The 19,487-nt window shown below is 59.6% G+C and carries 16 protein-coding genes, 2 pseudogenes and 1 riboswitch; of the genes and pseudogenes, 6 read left to right on the forward strand and 12 right to left on the reverse strand.

Annotated features, from left to right (window positions below; translation table 11 throughout):
- Positions 1 to 21 precede the first annotated feature (21 nt).
- From C5748_RS15770 to C5748_RS15790, 5 genes are all read right to left on the reverse strand, one after another.
- A complete protein-coding gene (locus C5748_RS15770; RefSeq protein WP_245581825.1) occupies positions 22 to 1,545 on the reverse strand; it encodes a malonate--CoA ligase in 1,524 nt (507 codons plus the stop codon).
- A complete protein-coding gene (locus tag C5748_RS15775) occupies positions 1,542 to 2,978 on the reverse strand; it encodes a malonyl-CoA decarboxylase (protein WP_105742890.1) in 1,437 nt (478 codons plus the stop codon). Before C5748_RS15775 ends, C5748_RS15770 begins: the two co-directional genes overlap by 4 nt.
- The gene (locus tag C5748_RS15780) at positions 2,975 to 4,291 is read right to left on the reverse strand and encodes a TRAP transporter large permease (RefSeq protein WP_105742891.1); all 1,317 of its coding nucleotides are present in this window, start codon (positions 4,289 to 4,291) and stop codon (positions 2,975 to 2,977) included. Before C5748_RS15780 ends, C5748_RS15775 begins: the two co-directional genes overlap by 4 nt.
- Positions 4,288 to 4,857 carry a TRAP transporter small permease subunit gene (locus C5748_RS15785; protein ID WP_105742892.1) on the reverse strand — a complete coding sequence of 190 codons (570 nt, stop codon included), beginning with the start codon at positions 4,855 to 4,857 and terminating at the stop codon, positions 4,288 to 4,290. Before C5748_RS15785 ends, C5748_RS15780 begins: the two co-directional genes overlap by 4 nt.
- 68 nt (positions 4,858 to 4,925) lie before the next feature.
- The gene (locus C5748_RS15790; RefSeq protein WP_105742893.1) at positions 4,926 to 5,930 is read right to left on the reverse strand and encodes a TRAP transporter substrate-binding protein; all 1,005 of its coding nucleotides are present in this window, start codon (positions 5,928 to 5,930) and stop codon (positions 4,926 to 4,928) included.
- A 118-nt stretch (positions 5,931 to 6,048) separates the two neighbouring features.
- Here C5748_RS15790 and C5748_RS15795 point away from each other — a divergent pair, with 118 nt between their 5' ends.
- Positions 6,049 to 6,714, forward strand: a complete 666-nt coding sequence (locus C5748_RS15795) for a GntR family transcriptional regulator (protein ID WP_105742957.1) — start codon at positions 6,049 to 6,051, stop codon at positions 6,712 to 6,714.
- 29 nt (positions 6,715 to 6,743) lie between these two features.
- On the opposite strand, the gene C5748_RS15800 is transcribed toward C5748_RS15795, so the two are convergent.
- Positions 6,744 to 8,372: an MFS transporter gene (locus C5748_RS15800; protein WP_105742894.1), complete on the reverse strand. Its 1,629-nt coding sequence runs from the start codon at positions 8,370 to 8,372 to the stop codon at positions 6,744 to 6,746.
- Positions 8,373 to 8,675: 303 nt separating this feature from the next.
- On the opposite strand from C5748_RS15800, the gene C5748_RS15805 reads away from it, so the two are divergent.
- The 3 genes from C5748_RS15805 to C5748_RS29225 all read left to right on the forward strand — a co-directional run bounded on the left by C5748_RS15805 (position 8,676) and on the right by C5748_RS29225 (position 12,376).
- Positions 8,676 to 10,067, forward strand: coding sequence for an acetyl-CoA C-acetyltransferase (locus C5748_RS15805; RefSeq protein WP_105742895.1), 1,392 nt, complete (start codon positions 8,676 to 8,678; stop codon positions 10,065 to 10,067).
- Positions 10,067 to 12,175, forward strand: a complete 2,109-nt coding sequence (locus C5748_RS15810) for a 3-hydroxyacyl-CoA dehydrogenase NAD-binding domain-containing protein (RefSeq protein ID WP_105742896.1) — start codon at positions 10,067 to 10,069, stop codon at positions 12,173 to 12,175. Before C5748_RS15805 ends, C5748_RS15810 begins: the two co-directional genes overlap by 1 nt.
- Positions 12,176 to 12,241: 66 nt before the next feature.
- Positions 12,242 to 12,376, forward strand: a complete 135-nt coding sequence (locus C5748_RS29225) for a hypothetical protein (RefSeq protein ID WP_280953484.1) — start codon at positions 12,242 to 12,244, stop codon at positions 12,374 to 12,376.
- Between the two features lie 44 nt (positions 12,377 to 12,420).
- On the opposite strand, the gene C5748_RS15815 is transcribed toward C5748_RS29225, so the two are convergent.
- The 3 genes from C5748_RS15815 to C5748_RS15825 form a co-directional block, all read right to left on the reverse strand.
- Positions 12,421 to 13,431 carry a FecCD family ABC transporter permease gene (locus tag C5748_RS15815; RefSeq protein ID WP_425350264.1) on the reverse strand — a complete coding sequence of 337 codons (1,011 nt, stop codon included), beginning with the start codon at positions 13,429 to 13,431 and terminating at the stop codon, positions 12,421 to 12,423.
- A 32-nt stretch (positions 13,432 to 13,463) separates the two neighbouring features.
- Entirely contained in the window at positions 13,464 to 14,510 is a 1,047-nt protein-coding gene (locus C5748_RS15820) for an ABC transporter substrate-binding protein (protein ID WP_105742898.1), read from the reverse strand.
- 235 nt (positions 14,511 to 14,745) lie between these two features.
- Positions 14,746 to 14,997, reverse strand: a riboswitch (cobalamin riboswitch).
- A 1,226-nt stretch (positions 14,998 to 16,223) separates the two neighbouring features.
- Positions 16,224 to 16,622 carry a hypothetical protein gene (locus tag C5748_RS15825; protein ID WP_146119536.1) on the reverse strand — a complete coding sequence of 133 codons (399 nt, stop codon included), beginning with the start codon at positions 16,620 to 16,622 and terminating at the stop codon, positions 16,224 to 16,226.
- 255 nt (positions 16,623 to 16,877) lie between these two features.
- On the opposite strand from C5748_RS15825, the gene C5748_RS27930 reads away from it, so the two are divergent.
- On the forward strand, positions 16,878 to 17,138 hold the full coding sequence (locus tag C5748_RS27930; protein WP_146119537.1) for a hypothetical protein: 261 nt from the start codon (positions 16,878 to 16,880) through the stop codon (positions 17,136 to 17,138).
- 10 nt (positions 17,139 to 17,148) lie between these two features.
- Here C5748_RS27930 and C5748_RS29230 read toward each other — a convergent pair.
- Both C5748_RS29230 and C5748_RS15840 read right to left on the reverse strand, forming a co-directional pair.
- Positions 17,149 to 17,301 (reverse strand): annotated as a pseudogene (locus C5748_RS29230) (ArsR family transcriptional regulator); the annotation flags it as partial.
- A 691-nt stretch (positions 17,302 to 17,992) separates the two neighbouring features.
- Positions 17,993 to 18,261: pseudogene (locus C5748_RS15840) on the reverse strand (transposase); the annotation flags it as partial.
- A gap of 65 nt (positions 18,262 to 18,326) precedes the next feature.
- Between C5748_RS15840 and C5748_RS29500 the strand changes: the two are divergent.
- Complete coding sequence (locus C5748_RS29500) at positions 18,327 to 18,425, forward strand: type I restriction enzyme HsdR N-terminal domain-containing protein (protein ID WP_158259866.1); 99 nt, start codon at positions 18,327 to 18,329, stop codon at positions 18,423 to 18,425.
- Positions 18,426 to 18,493: 68 nt separating this feature from the next.
- Here the strand turns inward: C5748_RS29500 and C5748_RS15850 are convergent, their stop codons facing one another.
- A complete protein-coding gene (locus tag C5748_RS15850) occupies positions 18,494 to 19,486 on the reverse strand; it encodes a homocysteine S-methyltransferase family protein (protein ID WP_105742903.1) in 993 nt (330 codons plus the stop codon).
- Between the last annotated feature and the right edge of the window lies 1 nt (position 19,487).

Here is a 19,487-nt window from a genome sequence, read left to right on the forward strand (position 1 = left end):
CAACCACCGGCTCAAGCTGTTTCAGGCATTGACGGAATAGAGATCCGCATAGGCATCGCGCAAAACGTTTTTCTGCACTTTTCCCATCGTGTTGCGGGGCAGATCCTCGACAAAGATGATGCGCTTTGGCTGCTTGTAGCGTGCAAGCCGTTCCTTCAGCGCAGCGAGAATAGCTTGTTCATCCAGATCGGAATCCGGCTGCCTGACCACGACAGCGGTGACACCTTCGCCGAAATCGGGATGCGACACGCCGATAACAGCGCTCTCCACGACACCCGGAAGCTGGTCGATCTCGCTTTCGACCTCCTTCGGATAGATGTTGTAGCCGCCTGATATCACCAGATCCTTGCCCCGCCCGACGATGTGCACATAACCCCGCGCATCGATCTTGCCGAGATCTCCGGTGATGAAGAACCCGTCGTCGCGGAATTCGGCTTTGGTTTTCTCCGGCATGCGCCAATAGCCCTTGAAAACATTGGGCCCCCTCACCTCGATCATCCCCGTCTCTTCCTGCAGCAGCGGCGCTCCGCTTTCCGGATCCGCGACCCGCACCTCCACCTCGGGCAGCGGGAAGCCGACGGTCCCCGCAATACGCTCGCCATCATAGGGATTGGAGGTATTCATGTTCGTTTCGGTCATGCCGTAGCGTTCGAGGATGGCCTGCCCCGTGCGCTCCTGGAACGCGCGATGCGTCTCGGCCAGAAGCGGCGCGGACCCGGAAGTGAAAAGCCGCATGCCGGCGGCGACGCCCCGATTGAGCCCTTCATGCTGCAGCAGACGCACATAGAATGTCGGCACACCCATCATGGCGGTCGCTTTCGGCATCAGCGACAACACCTGGCCGGGATCGAATTTCGGCAGAAGGAACATCGATGCGCCCGCCGTCAGAATCACGTTCGTCGCAACGAAAAGCCCGTGCGTATGAAAGATCGGCAGGGCATGGATCAGCCGGTCGGCGGGCGTGAAGCGCCAGTAATCCTTGAGCGTCAGTGCATTCGACAGGAGGTTGTCATGCGTCAGCATCGCCCCCTTGGAGCGCCCCGTTGTGCCCGAGGTATAGAGGATGGCGGCGAGATCGTCAGATCCGCGACCGACATCTTCGAATTCTGTATCGGCTTTCGCTGCGCGTTCGAGCAGCGATCCGCCTCCGGCGGCATCAAGCGTCTCGACATGCGAACCGTATTTCGAAGCGATCGATCTGATGCCCTCGGCCGCTCCAGGCGAAGCGACCACCAGACGCGGTTCGGCGTCGCCGATGAAATAATCGAGTTCGGCCAGCGTATAGGCGGTATTGAGCGGCAGATAGACGGCGCCGGCACGAAGGCAGGCGAGATAGAGCATCAGCGCTTCCGGGCTCTTTTCCACCTGCACGGCAACGCGGTCACCCGGCTTCACCCCTGCGGCGATCAATATGTTCGCCAGCCGCCCCGACCATTGCAAGAGATCGCCATAGGCCCACAGACGCCCATTGGTGGTTTCGATGAACACCGCATCGGGCGCCGGAACAGCGTTGCGGATGGCATCGAACATGTGATTCATCGTCATATGAATTCCTCGTTCCCTTTTCTTTTTGCTTCGCTTTTCGATCCATCATCCGAAACGGGTACGATGCTGCGTGCCGGCCGGCCGTTGCGTAGCAACCGCCGCACCGCAGTCGTGGCGACGACCTCGCCGCGTCCGGCAAACGCCTCGTGATTGGCTTCGATATCGTCGAGCTTGTAGAGATAATTGACCATCAGCCCGTACGCCTGCCGCATGGCGCGCGGTGAGCGGTCGCCCAGGAAATTCAGCCGTTCCAGCCGTGCGCCATTGCCGAGATGAAAGCGGGCGACGGGATCGACCGGCTTGCCCCTCGGCGTCCGCGCCCTCAGGAAATACCAGGCCGCAGCCGGCATCAGTGCCGCCTTGACGGCGGGCGCAACGGTGGGATCGTCGGCCCATCCGGGTTCATCCAGCGCGGCAAGAATGGTTTTGTCCTCTTCGCTCAAGGCGTCCGAAACCTCTGCCTTTCGCTCCCGTGCGAGCCAGTTCGCAAACCCGGGCACAGGCGACAAGGTGACGAAGCTATCGAGCTTCGGCATATCCCGGCGCAGATCCTCGACGACCTGCTTGATCAGGAAATTGCCGAAGGAAATGCCCCGCAGCCCTTCCTGGCAATTCGAGATCGAATAGAACACAGCCGTCGTCGCATCGCCCGGATGGATCGGCGCGCGGCCTCCGTCGAGCACGTCCCCATCGAGAACGTCATTGATCGCCTCCGGGATCATGGTCGTCAGCGCCACTTCGACGAAGATCAGCGGCTCGTCGACAAGCTGCGGATGGAAGAAGGCGAAGCAGCGCCGGTCTTCCGGCGCAAGCCGTCGCCGCAATTCGTTCCAGTCGCGGATCTCGTGCACGGCTTCATAATGGATGATTTTTTCCAGGATATCAGCCGGGGTCGACCAGTCGATCGGCCTTAGCACCAGGAAGCCGCGATTGAACCAGGAGCCGAAAAGATGCGCGAAATCCGCGTCGACAGCATCGAGATCCGGCTCCCCGGCTTTCAGCTTCAACAAGGTTTCGCGCATCCGAACGAGCGTGGCGATCCCGTTCGGCGCCAGATTGAGCCGCCGGATAAGCTCCTGCCGGCGCGGCTCCGCCGCGGCGTTCAGTTCCAGCAATGCTTGCGGCGTGCGTTGCGACCGGTATGCATCGATAGCCCTTTCGAGCCTGTCGGTATCCGGCCCGAAACGCTCGAGCAGGATACGCATGAATGCCCGCTGCTCTTCCTCCCCAAGCAGCGACCACCGCCCGAGAATATCCTTGGCAAGCGCCATGCCGGACGCTTCGCCGCGGCTCGACAGAAGCGCCTCGCATTCCGTCTCCAATCCCTTGGTGCCCAACGCGCTGCTCTGGTCGCGTGGGGCGAAGGAAAGGAGCTTTCGGCCACGCTCCGTGATCGTCTGCAACATATCGCCAAAGAAGGACGAACTGCTCATAGAGGCGCTCCCATCATCTGGTTCGGCAGCCATGTGACGATGCCCGGAAAGACGCAGAGGATCGCGATCGCCAGGAACATCACCAATACATATGGTAACGAGCCCCATAATATCTCGCGCGTCGGCACATCGGGCGCCACTGCGTTGATCACAAACAGGTTAAGTCCGATGGGCGGCGTGATCAGCCCGACCTCCATGTTGATCGTCAGGATGATGGCGAACCAGTATGGGTCGAAGCCGGCCTGGGTGATGATCGGGAAGAGCAGCGGCGCCGACATGACGATCACCGCGACCGGCGGCAGGAACATGCCCGCCACCAGCAGGAAGAGATTGACCATCCCCATCAGCACCCAGCGGTTGACCTCCATGCCGGCGATGGCCGTGGCAATGGTCTGGGTGATGAAAAGGGATGACAGGGCGAAGGCGAAGAGTTCCGCTGCCGCCATGATCATCATGATCATGACGCTTTCCCGCATGGCCGAGCCGAAGATGTTGGCAATCGGCTTGATCCTGAACAGCCGATAGGCGATGACGACCACGAGAAGCGTCAGCAAGGCGCCGGCGCCCGCCGCTTCCGACGGCGTGGCGATGCCGCCGTAGAGAACGTAGAGCGTTCCCGCGATGATCAGCAGAAACGGCACGATCCGGGGCATTCCCGCCAGCTTTTCACGCAATGTATAGCGCAAGGCCCGCACATCGAACTCATAGCCCTTGCGCTTGCAGTCGATGATCGCCCACGCCATGAACATGACCGTCAGCATGATGCCGGGGAAGACGCCCGCCATGAACAGCCTGCCGATCGATGTTTCCGTGGCGATCCCGTAGACGATCAGCGTCACCGATGGCGGAATGAGGATGCCGAGCGTGCCGCCGGCGGCAATCGAGCCCGTTGCGACGGATGCGGGATAGCCACGGCGCATCATTTCCGGAATGCCCATCTTGCCGATGGCCGCGCAGGTCGCCGGCGACGACCCTGTCATGCCGGAGAAAATCGCGCAGGCGCCAAGGTTCGACAGAACCAGACCGCCTGGAACGCGGTTCAGCCAGCGGTCGAGCGCCGTGTAAAGGTCGGCCCCGGCCGGTGACGATGCAACGGCGGCGCCCATCAGCACGAACATCGGGATTGCGACATAGGCGAGATTGGCAATTCCAGCGTACATCGTTTCCGACAAGACGTAGAAGATGTCGAACCCGCCTTGCATGACCAGTGCCAGTATGGCGGCAAGTCCCAGCGCGAAGGCAATCGGCATACCGGTGCCCAGGAGAACGAAGAGGCCCGCTATGATGGCAAGGCCGGCCATGGTGGGGCTCATCGCGGGATCTCCTTCAGATTATGTGCAGAGGGAATTTGACCGGCAATACCCGCCTCGACGACCGGCGCGGGATTCGCCACGCCGATATTGGCGAACAGCTTGAGGATTTCGGCGATGTACTGCAGGCAAAGCATCCCGAAACCCAGAGGCAGAGCCGCCAGCGGAATCCAGAGCGGCGGAGCCCAGACACTCGAATGCTTCCAGTTTCCCGCCCAGGCGTCGTGGAAATGAATCCAGGCTGCCGCCAGCATGGCCGCACAAAAAAGCAGGCCGAGGAAACTTGCGACGATCCGCAAGCCATGGCGCACCTTGTCGCCGACCATCAGTTCGACGACATCGACACCGACATGACCGCCTTTCAAGAGCACGTAAGGCGCACCGAGAAAGATCGCGGCTGTGGCCGAAAACACCACGAAATCCGTCTGCCAGATCGTGGCCATTCGCAGGATGTAGCGTACCGTGATCATCTGGCAGACGACGAGCATGGCGGCTATGAGAAGCAGCGTCGCCAGAACGGCGAAAGCCCGCGAAAGATTGTTCACGATGAGGATATAGGTCTTCACCATTGTCAGGAGTCCCGTCAGGTCATCCGGCTGCCGGCATGGACTTGCCGGCAGCCATGTTCATCGAATGATCATTTGACCGCGAGAGCCTTCTGGATCAGCTCTGCACCGCCCGGAACCTGTTCGGCGAACTTCTTGTAGGAAGATTCCTTCGCTATGGCGAGCCAGGCATCGTAATCCGCCTTGGACATCTCGACGACTTCGACATTGGCTTGCTTGAAAGCATCGACCAGTTTCTGGTCACCCTTGCGGACCTCCTCGTTGAAGAAAATCTCGGACTTTTCACCGGCGGCAAGAATGGCTTTCTGCTGATCGGCATTGAGGCCGTCGAAGACCTTCTTCGACATAAGCACCGGCTCATACATGAACCAGAGCGCGTTTTCCCCCGGCGCGGTCAGGCACTTCGCCTGTTCGAAAAGCCGGTAGGACACGAAGCTCGCCGACGACGTATTGGCCGCGTCGAGAACCCCCGTCTGCATGCCCGTATAGATTTCCGATGACGGCATCGATGAAATCGAAGCGCCCGCCGCCACCAGCATTTCCTCGAATGCCGGACCTGCGGCGCGGATCACCTGGCCCTTGATGGTATCGGGCGAGGTGATGCAGGTTTTTTTCGAAGCAAAGGCCCCGGAAAGCCAGGCATCGGCGATGACGACCACGCCCGCATCTTCGATGACCTTCTTGATGTCCTTCATGAAGTCGGAATCATTGAGCCGCATCGCCCTGTCGAAATTTCCGACCAGCCCCGGCATCAATGTCGCCGAAAACTGCGGATGCCGGCCGGAAGCATAATCGAGCGGGAAAGACGACATGTCGAGCAGACCGCGCGCCAGCGCATTCCACTGATCGTTCGGCTTGTAAAGCGATGCACCGGGGAATACCTGAATTTGCAGGCCGACATCTGCCGCCGCGACGTCGCGCGCGATCATCTGCACCATCTCGTCGCGTATGTCGCCCTTTCCGCCCGGAAACTGGTGTGATGCCTTCAATATGGTTTGCGCGCCCGCGCCCGATGCGACGACGCAGCCAAAGGCGATGCAGGCCGCAGCCTTCAGAACTCTCGTGAACTTTTTCATATTTTCCTCCCTTGCGTCCTGCTCTCCAATCAGGACCGCCAATCGTGCATATATCTTGCACGCAATGTCAAACATATTGTATGCAAGAACGATTATTCTGTATGTGATCGGAATCGATATGGCGGAAAACATTGTCCAGGGACTAAGGGACAAGATCGAGAACGGCATCGTCACCGGACTTTTTGCCCCGGGCGAAAGGCTGGATGAAGTGCAACTGGCAAAGCGTTTCGGCGTATCGCGGACGCCTATCCGCGAAGTGCTGATGCAGTTGAGCGCCATCGGGCTCATCGAAATCCGTCCACGACGCGGCGCGGTCGTCGTCGAGCCCGGTCCGCAACGCATCTACGAGATGTTCGAGGTCATGGCGGAACTGGAAGGCATGGCAGGCGCGCTCGCTGCCCGTCGCCATACCGAAGAAGATCGGGCCGATCTTCTGGCCGCCCATGACAAATGCCAACAATCGTCCAACAGCGGCGATACAGACGCCTATTACTACGATAATGAGCTGTTCCACGGCGCGATCTACCTCGCCGGCCACAGCGCGTTTCTTGCAGAGCAGTGCACGACACTGCATCGCCGCCTGCGCCCCTACAGGCGGCTGCAGCTGCGCGTCCGCAACCGCATGAAGACCTCATTCAGCGAACATACTGGAATTGTCGAGGCGATACTGGCCGGCGACGCGGAAGCCGCACGCGCCTTGCTGAGAAGCCATATCGCGGTGCAGGGCGACCGTTTCGGCGATCTCGTATCGACGCTTGCAAAGCGGGAAGCCCGCACGGCCTGAACCAGCCGGTGCCTTATCCCCACCTGGGATCAGGACATGTCCACATGCGTCTTGTGGGCCGCGATATCCTGCGGAAGAATGGTTTGCCGTTCGATCATGCGGTGCACGCGCGGCTCGTCCGGTCCGCGATGCAGCGCCCTGATCTTGTCACTGGTTTCCGCATCCGCCTGTGTCCGCCGCTGGTTGTGGCGCACATATTCCACCCACGTCGGAACGTGATAGCTTTCGGTCCATATCTCCGGATTTTCGAGGTCCCGCATCAACGCCCACTGTCCTGCTCCATCCCGGATACGGATGCGCCGCCGATCCGTCATGGCGGCAAGAAACGCGGGAACGTCCTCTCCCGCGATATTGTAATCGATCATGACGACAATCGGGCCACTGCGCGGCTGAAGGTCCATCCGCAAAAACGGCTCGCTGAAACGGTTGAGCGGATCGAGATTGAGTGTTGTGAATTCAGGCAGGGCGAAGCGCAATCCGAGCGCCGCACCGGCCAGCATCAGCACGCCGGATGCAAGCAGCGCATTATCCGCGCCATATTCCTCCGCTGCGAGACCCCATATCCAGCTACCGCCGGCAATACCCCCAAAAGTCATGGTCTGGGATAGCGAGAGGGCCCGGCCAACCACCCAGCGCGGCGTCGAAAGCTGCACCGTCACGTTGAACAGCGACAGCGCGAGAACCCAGCAGGCGCCGGATATCATAAGCGCGGCATTGGTCGACCAGGCATTGGAGCTGAACCCTATGATCCCGGCACTGGCGGCAAATCCGAGGAAAGCCCACCGCACCACCCCTTCACTCGACAGGACTTCGCGCAATCGGCCGCTGAGAAGCGCGCCGCCGATCGCGCCGATACCAAACGAACCGAGCATGACGCCATAGACAAGCGGCCCGCCGCCGACGAGATCGCGCGCCACGAACGGCAGCAGCGCCAGGACTGCGCTCGCCGAAAGGCCGAAGAAGAAGCCGCGGAATACCACTTTTCCGATATTCGGCGACATCGCGACATAACGCAGGCCCGCCCCGATGGCGCGCCCCAGCGTCTCGCGCGGCAGCGTTCTCGGTGTGATGCCGGGCTGCCAGCGTAGAAGCGCGAAAATGATGGCGAAATAGCTCATCGTATTGACGGCGAATGCAGCCGCCGCCCCCGCCGCAGCCACGATCATGCCGCCGATCGCAGGCCCGACGCTGCGTGTGATATTGAAGCCCATACTGTTGAGCGCCACTGCGGCGGGAAGATCGTCGCGCGGCACCAGATCCCCCACCGACGCCTGCCATGACGGATTGTTGAGAGCCGTCCCGCAACCGAGCAGGAAGGTGAATGCCAGCAAAAGCCACGGCGTGATGAAACCCAGATAGGCGAAAACCGTCATCAGCGCCGAGATGGCCAGCATGAAACATTGAGCGACAAGCATGATTTTGCGCCGGTCGAGATTGTCCGCAAGCGCGCCAGAAACCAGCGAGAACAGCATGATGGGCAAGGCTGTCGATGCCTGCACCAATGCGACCATGTTCACCGAATTGGAAATGGATGTCATCATCCAGGCGGCTCCCACGGCCTGGATCAGCCCACCGAAATTGGACGCAAGGCTCGCGATCCAGATGGTCCGGAACGTGTCATGTTTAAACGGAGCCAGTGGCGATCTTCGGTCCGGCACGTTGTCGTCTCTTTTTTGTTTCGATGAATCAGAGCCGTGGAACAGACACAGTTATAGCCACGGTCGCCTGCAATGCCAGTGAGCCGCCCGAATGATTGTTCAATTTTGGAGTCTGACCTTGGGATTAGTGGGCCTGCCAGCCATCCTGGGACAGTCATCTTGAACGGACGCGCCGCGCGAACGGAACATTTTCACAACTTGCCGGGTTCGAACCAACACAGAATCTGTGATAAGGAGGCGGGCCTCTCCACTTGAGGGAAATAAGCTTATCCGAGGTTCCGCCGATAGACAGGAAATAACGTGATGGCCCAGAAACCGAAATCCGCGGCCCCGACCAAGACGAAGAGCCGGGCTCGTGCGCCAAGACCGGCCACCTCCACAGCGCCCGTAGCCGGCGGGATCGCGGCAGCTTCCGGCCGCCCCGTCTATCTCGTCGACGGTGCACGCACACCTTTTTTGCGGGCACGCGGCAAACCGGGACCATTCACGCCTGTCGATCTTGCGGTCCAGTGCGGACGGCCGTTGCTCGCCCGCCAGCCATTTTCGCCCGAGATCTTCGACACGGTCATCCTCGGCTGCGTCAACGTGCTTGCCGACGAGATGAACCCGGCACGCGTAGCGGCTCTCAGGCTCGGCATGGGCGCGGCGATGACCGCCTTTACCGTCCAGATAAATTGCGGCTCCGGCATGCAGTCGATCGACACCGCCTTTCGCACGATCGAGGCCGGCAAGGCCGACCTGATCCTGGCCGGCGGCGCAGAAGCGCTGTCTCATTCGCCGCTGGTTCTCAGTCAGGAGGCGACCAAATGGTTCGGACGTTTCGCAACGGAGAAGACAGCCTGGGGCAAGACCGCTGCGCTGGCGGAGTTTCGGCCGGAAATGGCAAAGCCTGTCATCGGACTGGAACGTGGACTGACTGATCCTATGACCAATCTGAATATGGGTCAGACGGCGGAAGAAATCGGCCATCTCTTCGGCATCACGCGGCAAGCTGCCGATGCCTATGCGCTTGAAAGCCATAGGCGATTGTCGCACGCCCATAAGGACGGCTTTCTCGACGGCGAACTGGTCCCGGCGATCAGCCGCGATGGGATGCTCTACGATCATGATGATGGCGTGCGCCCCGATACATCGATGGAGAAGCTCGCAAATCTCAAGCCGGTTTTCGAAAAGCCTTACGGCAACGTTACCGCCGGCAATTCCTCCCAGATCACCGATGGCGCTTCCTGGGTCATCCTTGCTTCCGAGGAAGCGGTGAAAAAGCATAGGCTGAAGCCGCTCGCCCGCATCATCGATGCCGAATGGTCGGCGCTCGATCCCTCGATCATGGGTCTGGGGCCGACACTCTGTTCCACCGCCCTTCTCCGGCGCCGGGGCCTCACCCGCGAGGACGTCGATCTCTGGGAATTGAACGAGGCCTTCGGCGCGCAGGTGCTGGCCTGCCTCGCCGCATGGGAGGATGAGCAATATTGCCGCGACGTGCTCGGCCTCGAAGGCACATTCGGCCCTATCGAGCGCGACCGGCTCAATGTCGATGGCGGAGCGATCAGCCTTGGCCATCCCGTCGGCGCGAGCGGCAACCGCATCGTGCTTCATCTCGTCAACGCCATGCGCCGGCTCGGACTGAAGCGCGGCATGGCCACCGAATGCATCGGCGGCGGCCAGGGCGGCGCGATGCTTATGGAGGTTGTCTGATGCCGGTCACCAACACGTCCGTGTGGAACACGCTCGCACCCCGCAATATGGAGCTCGGACCGCAGTCCGGCTCGACGAAGATCCTGACCCACTGGCGGCTGATCAAGGGGGACGATGATATCGTCTGGCTCATCCTCGACAGAGCCAATGAAAGCACGAATACCCTGTCGGAAGCCGTCCTTGCCGAACTCGATACGGCGCTTGGCGATGTCGCGGGCATGGGTGCCAAGGGCCTGGTCATCCGTTCTGCCAAAAAAGCCGGATTCATCGCCGGTGCCGACATCCGCGATTTCAGGGGCGTGACCGACATGCGCGAGGTCGAAACGCGCATGACGCGGGCGCACGAGATCGTCGATCGCCTGGCGGCTCTCGATATCCCGACGGTCGCCGTCCTCCACGGACATTGCCTCGGCGGCGGGCTCGAACTCGCTCTCGCCTGCAAATACCGCATCGCCGTCGGCGACGCCAAGCTCGGCTTCCCCGAAGTGCTGCTTGGCCTGCATCCGGGGCTCGGCGGCACATTCCGTCTGACGGCGCTGATCGATCCCATCGAGGCGATGACGATGATGCTGACGGGAAGAACCGCGCATGCGAAAAAGGCTAAGGCGCTTGGCCTCGTCGATGCGGCGATCGAGGAGCGCCATGTCGAGAACGCTGTGCGAGCGGCGGTTTCAGGCGCGATGAAGACCCGCCGCGGAAGCCTCAAATCCCCTGTTTTCGGTTTCCGGCCGGCACGGCAGATCGCTGCCCGCCAGATGCGGGCCCAAGCGGAGAAACATGCGCCGAAGCAGCATTATCCCGCGCCCTATCGCCTCATCGATCTCTGGGAAGAGCATGGCGGTGATGCCAAGGCGATGCAAAAGGCCGAGATAAGATCGTTTTCGGAACTGCTTGTCGGCGACACCGCGCAGAACCTCATCCGCGTCTTCTTCCTGCACGAAAAGCTGAAAAGCTCCGCCAAGGGCGAAAGCGGCATCCGCCATGTCCATGTCATCGGCGCCGGCATGATGGGTGGCGATATCGCCGCGTGGTGCGCCACGCGCGGCCTGTCGGTGACGCTCGCCGACCTCGACCGCAATGCCGTCGCCAGGGCCATCGGTCGCGCGGCCGAGTTCTACGAGAAAAAGCTCCATTCAGGCATCGAGCGGCGCGACGCACTCGACCGACTGATGCCCGATTTTGCGGGATCAGGAATTGCCAAGGCGGACCTCATCATCGAGGCTGTAGCGGAAAACACTGACATAAAACGCCGGGTCTTCGACGCCATCGCACCAAAAATGAAAAAGAACGCCATTCTTGCCACCAATACGTCGAGCATTCCGCTCGAAGTGCTGCGCCAGGATTTGCCGTTCGCGGACCGTCTGGTCGGCCTGCATTTCTTCAATCCTGTCGCCAAGATGGAATTGGTCGAGATCGTCGCGCACGATCAGGCAAGCCAGGCGACACTCGACAGGGCCCGCGCTTTCTGCGGCACGATCGGCAAATTGCCCGCACCGGTGAAAAGCGCGCCGGGCTTCCTCGTCAACCGGGCACTGACGCCATATCTGGTGGAGGCTTTCGTCATGCTGGATGAAGGGACCGCCAAGGAGACGATCGACCGCGCCGCAAAGGATTTCGGCATGCCCATGGGGCCGATCGAACTTGCCGACCGCGTTGGGCTCGACATCTGCCTCGAGGTCGCCCGCATGCTCAAGGAGAAGCTCGACGAGCCCATGCCGGAAATTCCGGCATGGCTTGTCCAAAAGGTCGAGAGCGGCGAGACCGGTCGAAAGGCTGGCAAGGGGCTCTACATCTATGACGACAAGGGCAGGCCGAAAAAGGCATCCGATGCGGCTGCCCCAAGCAACGAAATGGCCGATCGCCTCGTCCTGCCGATGCTCAACACCTGTATACGCTGCCTGCGCGAAGGCATTGTGGAAGACGACGACACGCTCGACGGCGCCATGATCTTCGCCACCGGCTTTGCGCCGTTCCGCGGCGGCCCCATCCATTACGCCCGCACCCGTGGTGCTGCCGATATCGTGGCGGCGCTGCAGCGGCTCGAGCAGCAGCACGGCCCCCGCTTCGCGCCCGATGAGGGCTGGAACACACTCGGCACAAACGCCTGATCGTCTATCCCACGGTCAAGACCTGACAGCGGAACATTTTATCACGCCGTTGGTTTGGCCAAAGGAGTGGATGCCGGTTCAAACAGTGACCGTATTTTCGTCATATCAGCGATGCGCGTGCTGGACGTGCTCTCGCTTATCGGCATCGCATTGGCCAGCGCCACCGTGTTCCTGCTCGACCCCTGCGCCAAGCTCCGGTGATCGATGCATCGCTGGTCGATCGGCCCATTATGAAAGGGATATCGTCAAACTGCCCTCCCGACTCTAGCCCTATAGAGAATGAAGGCAAAAGCCGGCGCACCGAACAGCGCAGTCACCACACCGATCGGCAATATCTGCTGCGGGACGATGATCCGCGACATGATATCGGCAAGCACCATGAATATCGCCCCTGATATCGCCGATGCCGGGATCAGCCGCAGATGTCTGGGCCCGACGAGGAAACGGGCCGCGTGCGGAATAACCAGTCCGACAAAACCGATCGAACCGACGATGCTGACCATCGTCGCAGTCATGATGGAAGTCAGCCCCAGGAGAACGATCCTCACCCGGGCAACCGGAACGCCCAGCGCCACAGCGGCACCCGTCCCGAAGGTCAAGGCATCGAGCGCCCGCGCATGCAACATACAGGCGAGAAAGCCGCCGATCGCAACCGGCGCCGCCATATAGACGTCCGGCCAGCGAACGCCGCCAAGGCTGCCCAGAAGCCAGAACATCACGCCGCACGCCTGTTCCGCATTGGCTGATGTCGTGACGATATAGGATGTGAGCGCATTGAAGAGTTGCGAGCCGGCGACGCCTGCCAGGATGATCCGGTCATGACTACCGCCCGAACCCACAGCGAGGATGGAGACCAGGGCAAAGGCGCCGACGGCACCCGCGAAGGCTCCGCTCGACAAGGTGAGTACACCATGGCCGAGACCAAGGATCATCACCGCCACCGCACCCGTTGAAGCACCTGCGGAGATGCCGAGCACATAAGGCTCAGCCAGGGGATTGCGCAACAGGGCCTGCAGGATGACACCGGAAAGCGCCAGCGCCGCTCCGCAACTGGCGGCAACGAGCGCGCGGCTCAGGCGATAGTTCCAGATGATGCCCTCTTGGATGTCGCTGAGCTCAAAGCCCATGCCGAACATTCGATTGGCGATGACCTTGAAGGTCGTCGTCAAAGGAATCGTCATCTCGCCGATGGAAATCGCCATGGCAATGCAGATGACAAGGGTTGCGATCAACAGGACGGCAAGCGAGGCCTGCATGCCTCGCCTCCCTCTATGCATGGAATGAAAGCTCAATCTGCCAGTCCGAATGTCTTGATGCCATGAGCAAGCGCCTCGATCCCGTCGATGGTGCGGATCGTCGGGTTCATCGACTGCGCATCCATCATGACGAAATGCTTCTTCCCGACCGCATCGAGATGGCTGGTGACGGGATCGGTTTCGAGAAATTTGATTTTCACGGCCGGGTCATCGGCGGCATAGCGACGCCGATCCATTTCCGCGATAACGATCACCGCAGGATCTTTGCCGACGATCGTTTCCCAACTGACGAGCGGCCATTCCTCTTCCGTGTCGATCACGTTTTTCGCACCAAGAGCCTGCAGGATATAGGCGGGCGCGCCGTTTTTACCCGCAACGAAGGCATCGCCGCGAACGTCCTTGCTGGAAAACCAGAAGACGACAGGCAAACCCGCCGTCTTGCTTCCGGCAACCGAGGCGATAGCATCTGCCTCGCGCTTCTTCAGATCGGCCACCAATTGCTCGCCGCGCTCGTTGACATCGAATATCTGCGCCAGTTCGCGAATTTCCTGGTAAACCAGTTCCATCGTGAATCGCTCTTTTCGGACCCCGTCACCACCACCGGAATTGTCCTTGGCGACGCAATCCGCGGGAGAGATATAAGTCGGGATACCGAGCTCGGAGAACTGCTCGCGCGTGCCGACCGCGCCATTCTGGCCGACATCCCATTCGAACTGGACGGCAACGAGATCCGGTTCCTGGGCGACGACCGATTCGAAGCTCGGGCTGTTGTCCGAAAGCCGTTTGATCTTTTCGTTCTGGCTCTCGAACCCTTTGAGGACAGGCCCCACCCAGACGGCGGTTCCAACTATTCTGTCGGAGAGACCGAGCGACAGCAGGATTTCCGTGCTGCTCTGGCCGATCGTGACGGCTCTTTCGGGTGGTTTTTCGAACGTGACCGAAACGCCGCAATTGTCGAGCGTCAGCGGATACGCAGTGCGTTCTGCGGCATTGCCGATCGAAGCGCTTCCTGTGACGCCTAGAACGATCGCAACGGCGAAAGCGACCCCTCGGGCACGCTTTTGAATGGAGTTTTGCATGGTTTTCCCCAGATGGCTTGATAATTTGAATGTGCGACGCTGACACGAACCGGCGCGATCCTGACGAATGCAGCGAGCAAACGGGAATGGATGCAGCGCCGGTGTCAGCCGGAGGCCGGCCCCGACATGGGCAATGATTGATCAAGCGGATGGAAAACGAGCGAAAGAAGCCGGTCTACCCGGCTGAAAGACTTGGCCATGATGTCTCCTCTACGGGCAACCCCGCCCGTGAAAATGGATTTCGACTTCGACGGCAGGTCTCCTGGCTCACGGATATCTGCTCCACATCTGCCTTCCCGCCGGTTCGTTGAAGAACCCGGCAGTGGCATGACATCCCAAAGAGAAAGGATGTCACAACGACGTTCGGCAATCCGCTTACAGTTGCGGGGGCAGCCACGGTCTTGGTCCCGATTGGGTCGTCCGCACCGTGTTCCCTATTAATCCCCTGGAAGTCATTCTTCGGGGAACCGTCACCACGTTCTTAGGCCCGACGGAAGGCTGCCGTCAAGATGAAGCTCTCAGGACAATTTCACCTCATCATACAGTCCACCACATCAGCATCGCCACAGAATTTCATCTCGCCGTCTGGCTCCGATCAATACCGCTCGATCGCACGATGAGCCTTGTAACGTAATAACATATCGAGTCAAGTTCATTCTCGTGGCTGACTGGAGAGAGCCTGTCAGACGCTCCGCTCAACCTGAAACAGCAAGCTCCGTTTCACGATCGAACAGATGAACGCTTTTGGGAGAGATGTTGAGGAGAATGGCGCTGCCCCTTTCCACGCCCGCATCCAAGGCAAGGCCATCCTCGACCGACGCGAACGACGTTGCCAAACAGCGCCGGCTCGGCGTGATCCTGCATCCATACTCGGCTCTGGAACCCTACACGGGCCGAAACGCCTCATGAATCGGCTAAGCCGTTCGATCAAACGTACCCAATATGTGGATATTTCCACGATCCTGATCTTTCGCCACATTGCCCAGGCTGTTGGTTTGACAGCCGAGGCCCGGTGCCCCCGCCCCCAACTCTAACCGGGCCTCGTCATGCTCACACCATGAATGGCCGGCTGAAGCCACCGCATACTTTGCCGGGCGCCATTTCAATCCTGCTCATAAGCCTACCACCCAATGGCTTTCTACTTCTGCGGAGGAACAAAGTCGCGCACAGCAGGTTACGAAAAGCACCGGCAGCTTGTGAAACACACCAAGCCAAGTCTGCCGGTGTTGGCACGCGAGACATAGAGCGCCACGCATCCCATTGGATGCGCAAAGGACGCTCTAACATCTTGAAATGCTGCATAGTTTCATCCTCAAATCGGTTCCGATTCAAGGAACTGTGCAGTAGCCGACAGAGAGGCTTATCGGCTACTACCCGTCTCTCATCAGGCCCGACGACAATGGTCATACCCTCTCGCTGTCGTCGGGCCTACACGTTCAACTTCAGGACGCGATGAAGACGCTGTTGACATTTCGTTAATAATACTATTTATCTCTCGCAACTTCTTGGGGGGTATTGCAATGAACGAAGCAAATGACCGGGTACTGAAAGACCTGCTGTTGTGGCTGAGCTATGCCAGCGTCTTTGTTGTGATCTGCATTGCGGTGAATGAGCTGCGTGGCGCCATCGTCTGAATAGATATTGCGGGCGTGATCCGAGCGGTTCCGTTTCGACACGATCGAAAAATCGGCTCCTACTTTTCCCAGACTCCTTTTAGTCCCACCGTCCTTCGAAGAGCGGCTTTACCGGATGCCGCGATTTCACTATACGCAGCCGGCGCACCGTATCGGCATGTCCATAATCGGCGGGATCAGTGTCGAGTTCGATGCCATAAGCTGCCTCCGGGTCTTTCCTGGCGCCCACGAGAAGAAACTCGGCGCCCTCGAAATTGAGCAATTCCACATCCTCGCGGTCAAAACGCCGGTCTCGGAACTCTTCCTGCAACTTTTCCGGATAGTCTGCCTTGTCCTGTTCCCGCAGGCCCGCATAGGCTGGGCTGCCTTTCTCCGGATTCTTGACGGAAAGCACATAGCTCGCTTCCGGTGTAATTCTGAAGGTTTTCTGCACTTCACCCCTGCGCTCTGAAAGCTCGAGTGATAAGATTAAGTGCATTTGGCATCCTGGAGCGTGATCACATAGACCCCTCCCCTGCCGGCCGTGCGGCAGGCTCCGTGCGTTCTCACGGGTTTTGGTTCATAGGAGCCGCCGCGTAGTTTCTACTCTATATCTGCAAGCGTCTGAAACGCTGGCAATATTTGAAACAATTTGACTCTTTTTCGTGTGAGGCCCACACTTTTTTCGTGCCTAGGCAACTCCAACCATTTTGCGATATCTTGCAGAGCCCGGTATAGCTGAACGGAGAGCGACATGCCCATAAGAGGTGGCTATCCAGGCCCTGAATCCGCTTATACGAGCGAAGACTGGCGGATCATGCAGGCAGCCTATCATAGAGCCACCGCTCTCCTCGGCCATGGCCCTGCCCTGGGCAAAAATGCCGATCGGCTCGCCAGAGAAGTGATGCGTCTCTATAATCTCGGATACCGGGATATCGAAGCCTTGGCGTTCGCCGCCGCAAACATCGAGAACAATCGTAGAGACCAGGACAAAACGAGCGCCGCCTCCGCCTGATACCGCCTCCGAAGGAGAATTGGCTTTCGCGGCCAACCCGGCTGCAGCTCACCAGACCCGCATTCTCCAGCACGCGAAGGTGCTTGGTGATGGCCTGCCGTGTGATCTCCGTATCCGCTGATAGCTTTGCGCGCGATGCTTTTCTCGATACGATCAGACATATGCGACTTCCTGGCTGGTTATATGCTGATTATATCATGACAAGATCAGGCAAAAAGCGTAACCATTGCGCTGCCTTTAATTAAGGCAAAACCGTGGCAAATTGCCCCCCATTTATTAGGGTTGCGATCCACCAATCATTATCGCACAAATTGCAAGCCGGATGTTCCATCGGCGCTGAGGCCCGGCCCCACCCGCAAACACCTCAAAGCCGGGCCTCTTTCCCCTTCTCATAGAAACATGGAAATCCTGATTTCAGAGCCGCGGCTGCACCAACCCGCGACGGACGGAGGCAGCCGGCCCGCTTGCGTGTCGGCAGGCTGTCCGATGACGAAGCTCGCGAAGCTGCTATCGGAAGTTGATTCCCCAGTATAAATACAATCTTATACTCTCCACTCCTTTGGAAAATAAAGTAAAAGAAACCAACGGTCGCGCATTGAAGGCATGCTTTTTTGGCTGATCTATCATGAACGTCATCCGAAGCATGTTGGGCATTGACACAAGAAACACGGTCCGCACGACTGCCCTGCGCCTCGTCGCAACGGCGATCGCGGTTCTCGGCGTTGAAAGTTCATACGAATTGGGCCTTGACGGAGAGATCGCCATGGAAATCTCAATGGATTTCTGGGATTTCAATGCATCAACCGTTGGATTCTTCCTACGGCTGGCGCCCATTATCAGGCTATGGTGCGCAGCAGTCCTTCCTCACGCCAGCGCCAGAAGTATTTCTGAACCGTCGAGAACGGCGGAAAGTCCTTGGGCAGAGCCGCCACGCGCAGCCGGCCGAGGCCATATACAAAAGCGCGTTCACCACCTCGCGCAGGTCCGTCTTGCGCGATCGGCCAAGCCGCTTCGGCGCTGGCATCATCGGCTTGATCAGCCCCCATTCAGCATCCGGCATATCGCTTGCGTAGCGGGGGCAACGCCGCTCATAGTGCGGCCGGGTGATTTCAGTCCAGGGCATCGTGATCTCCATCAAATCTCGCAAATCCGACGGAATCACAACCTGCTGAAATCACTCAACTCTTTTTGGAACGGACACTGACTGGCGGGCCGACAATCCGCGTTGATCTGGTGTTGTTCGTCAATGGCATTCCGCTTGGCGTGATTGAGGTGAGCCGACCGTAACACGAGAGAGGCAGCACGATAGGTGCAACGTTGGCTGGAAGCGGGCATGAGCCATCCGGTATTTCGCCTCAGACGGGAATTCCGGACTCGGCCGGGCACCAGCCTGTTTGCTCGGGTAGACTTGACCTCAAAGCTTTTGCGATCTCGCGCAGATGCTCGTCGCCCGTGCCGCAGCAGCCTCCGAAAACGTCCATATGCGGGTACCGGGCATGCAGATCCTTTAGCTGCCCTGCAAGCTCGACCGGATTTCCGTCTTCAAGATGGTTCAGTTTGCACAGTGCCATTTTTTCCATCTTCGACGCGTTTGGTCGCACGCCGCGCAGTCGCCTGATCCACGCGCCATCGTCGAGCGCAGGCTCGTATTCCAACGGATGCGAACAGTTCACCAGGTAGTAGTCCGGCGCATCGAGCCCGGTTTGCGCATCAATCTCGGTGATTGCTTCGCCAAGCGTTGGGCCGGACTTGAGGCGATGGGTGCGGTCAAGCGTCAGCGCAACCGAGAGCGGAACGCCGATCCGCGCGGCGGCGCGTGCCGCGCCGACGGCCTCCGGGATGTTGTTGAAGGTCATCGCACAGGCAAAATCCACCTTCGCCCGTTTCAGCGTTTCAAGCTGAACCGCGTGATACGCCTCCGCACTTTCAGCGGTTATATCGCGGTTCAACCCGTAGGCATCGCCACGCGGGCCTAGGATTCCCCCGATAAAAAGGCTTGGGATCTGGTCGCGGTAGTCGTCTGCGATCTCCTGCAGAAAGGCGATGGCCGCGATGTTGGCATCTGCCAGCGCCGTCACCGAATAGCCCAGTTTGGCGCCCCAGTCCGGGCTCGCTCGATAGTCGAGCCCGGATAGCAGGAAACCAAGGCCGAACTCGGCTGCCACATCCAGTTGTGCGCGGAACATGTCGCGCATGGCGGTGACGGCGCTTGGGATGTCGAGCAATGGGAACATGGCGAATTCGGGCAGTTCGAAGCCATGACGATACATGATTTCGGTTTCGGACCCGCCTTCGGTAAAGAAGACAGTGCCCGACCCGGCCACGGGAAGTAGTGACGGCGCGCGCATA

The organism is Phyllobacterium phragmitis (assembly GCF_002980495.1).
Taxonomy (GTDB): Bacteria; Pseudomonadota; Alphaproteobacteria; order Rhizobiales; family Rhizobiaceae; genus Paramesorhizobium; species Paramesorhizobium phragmitis.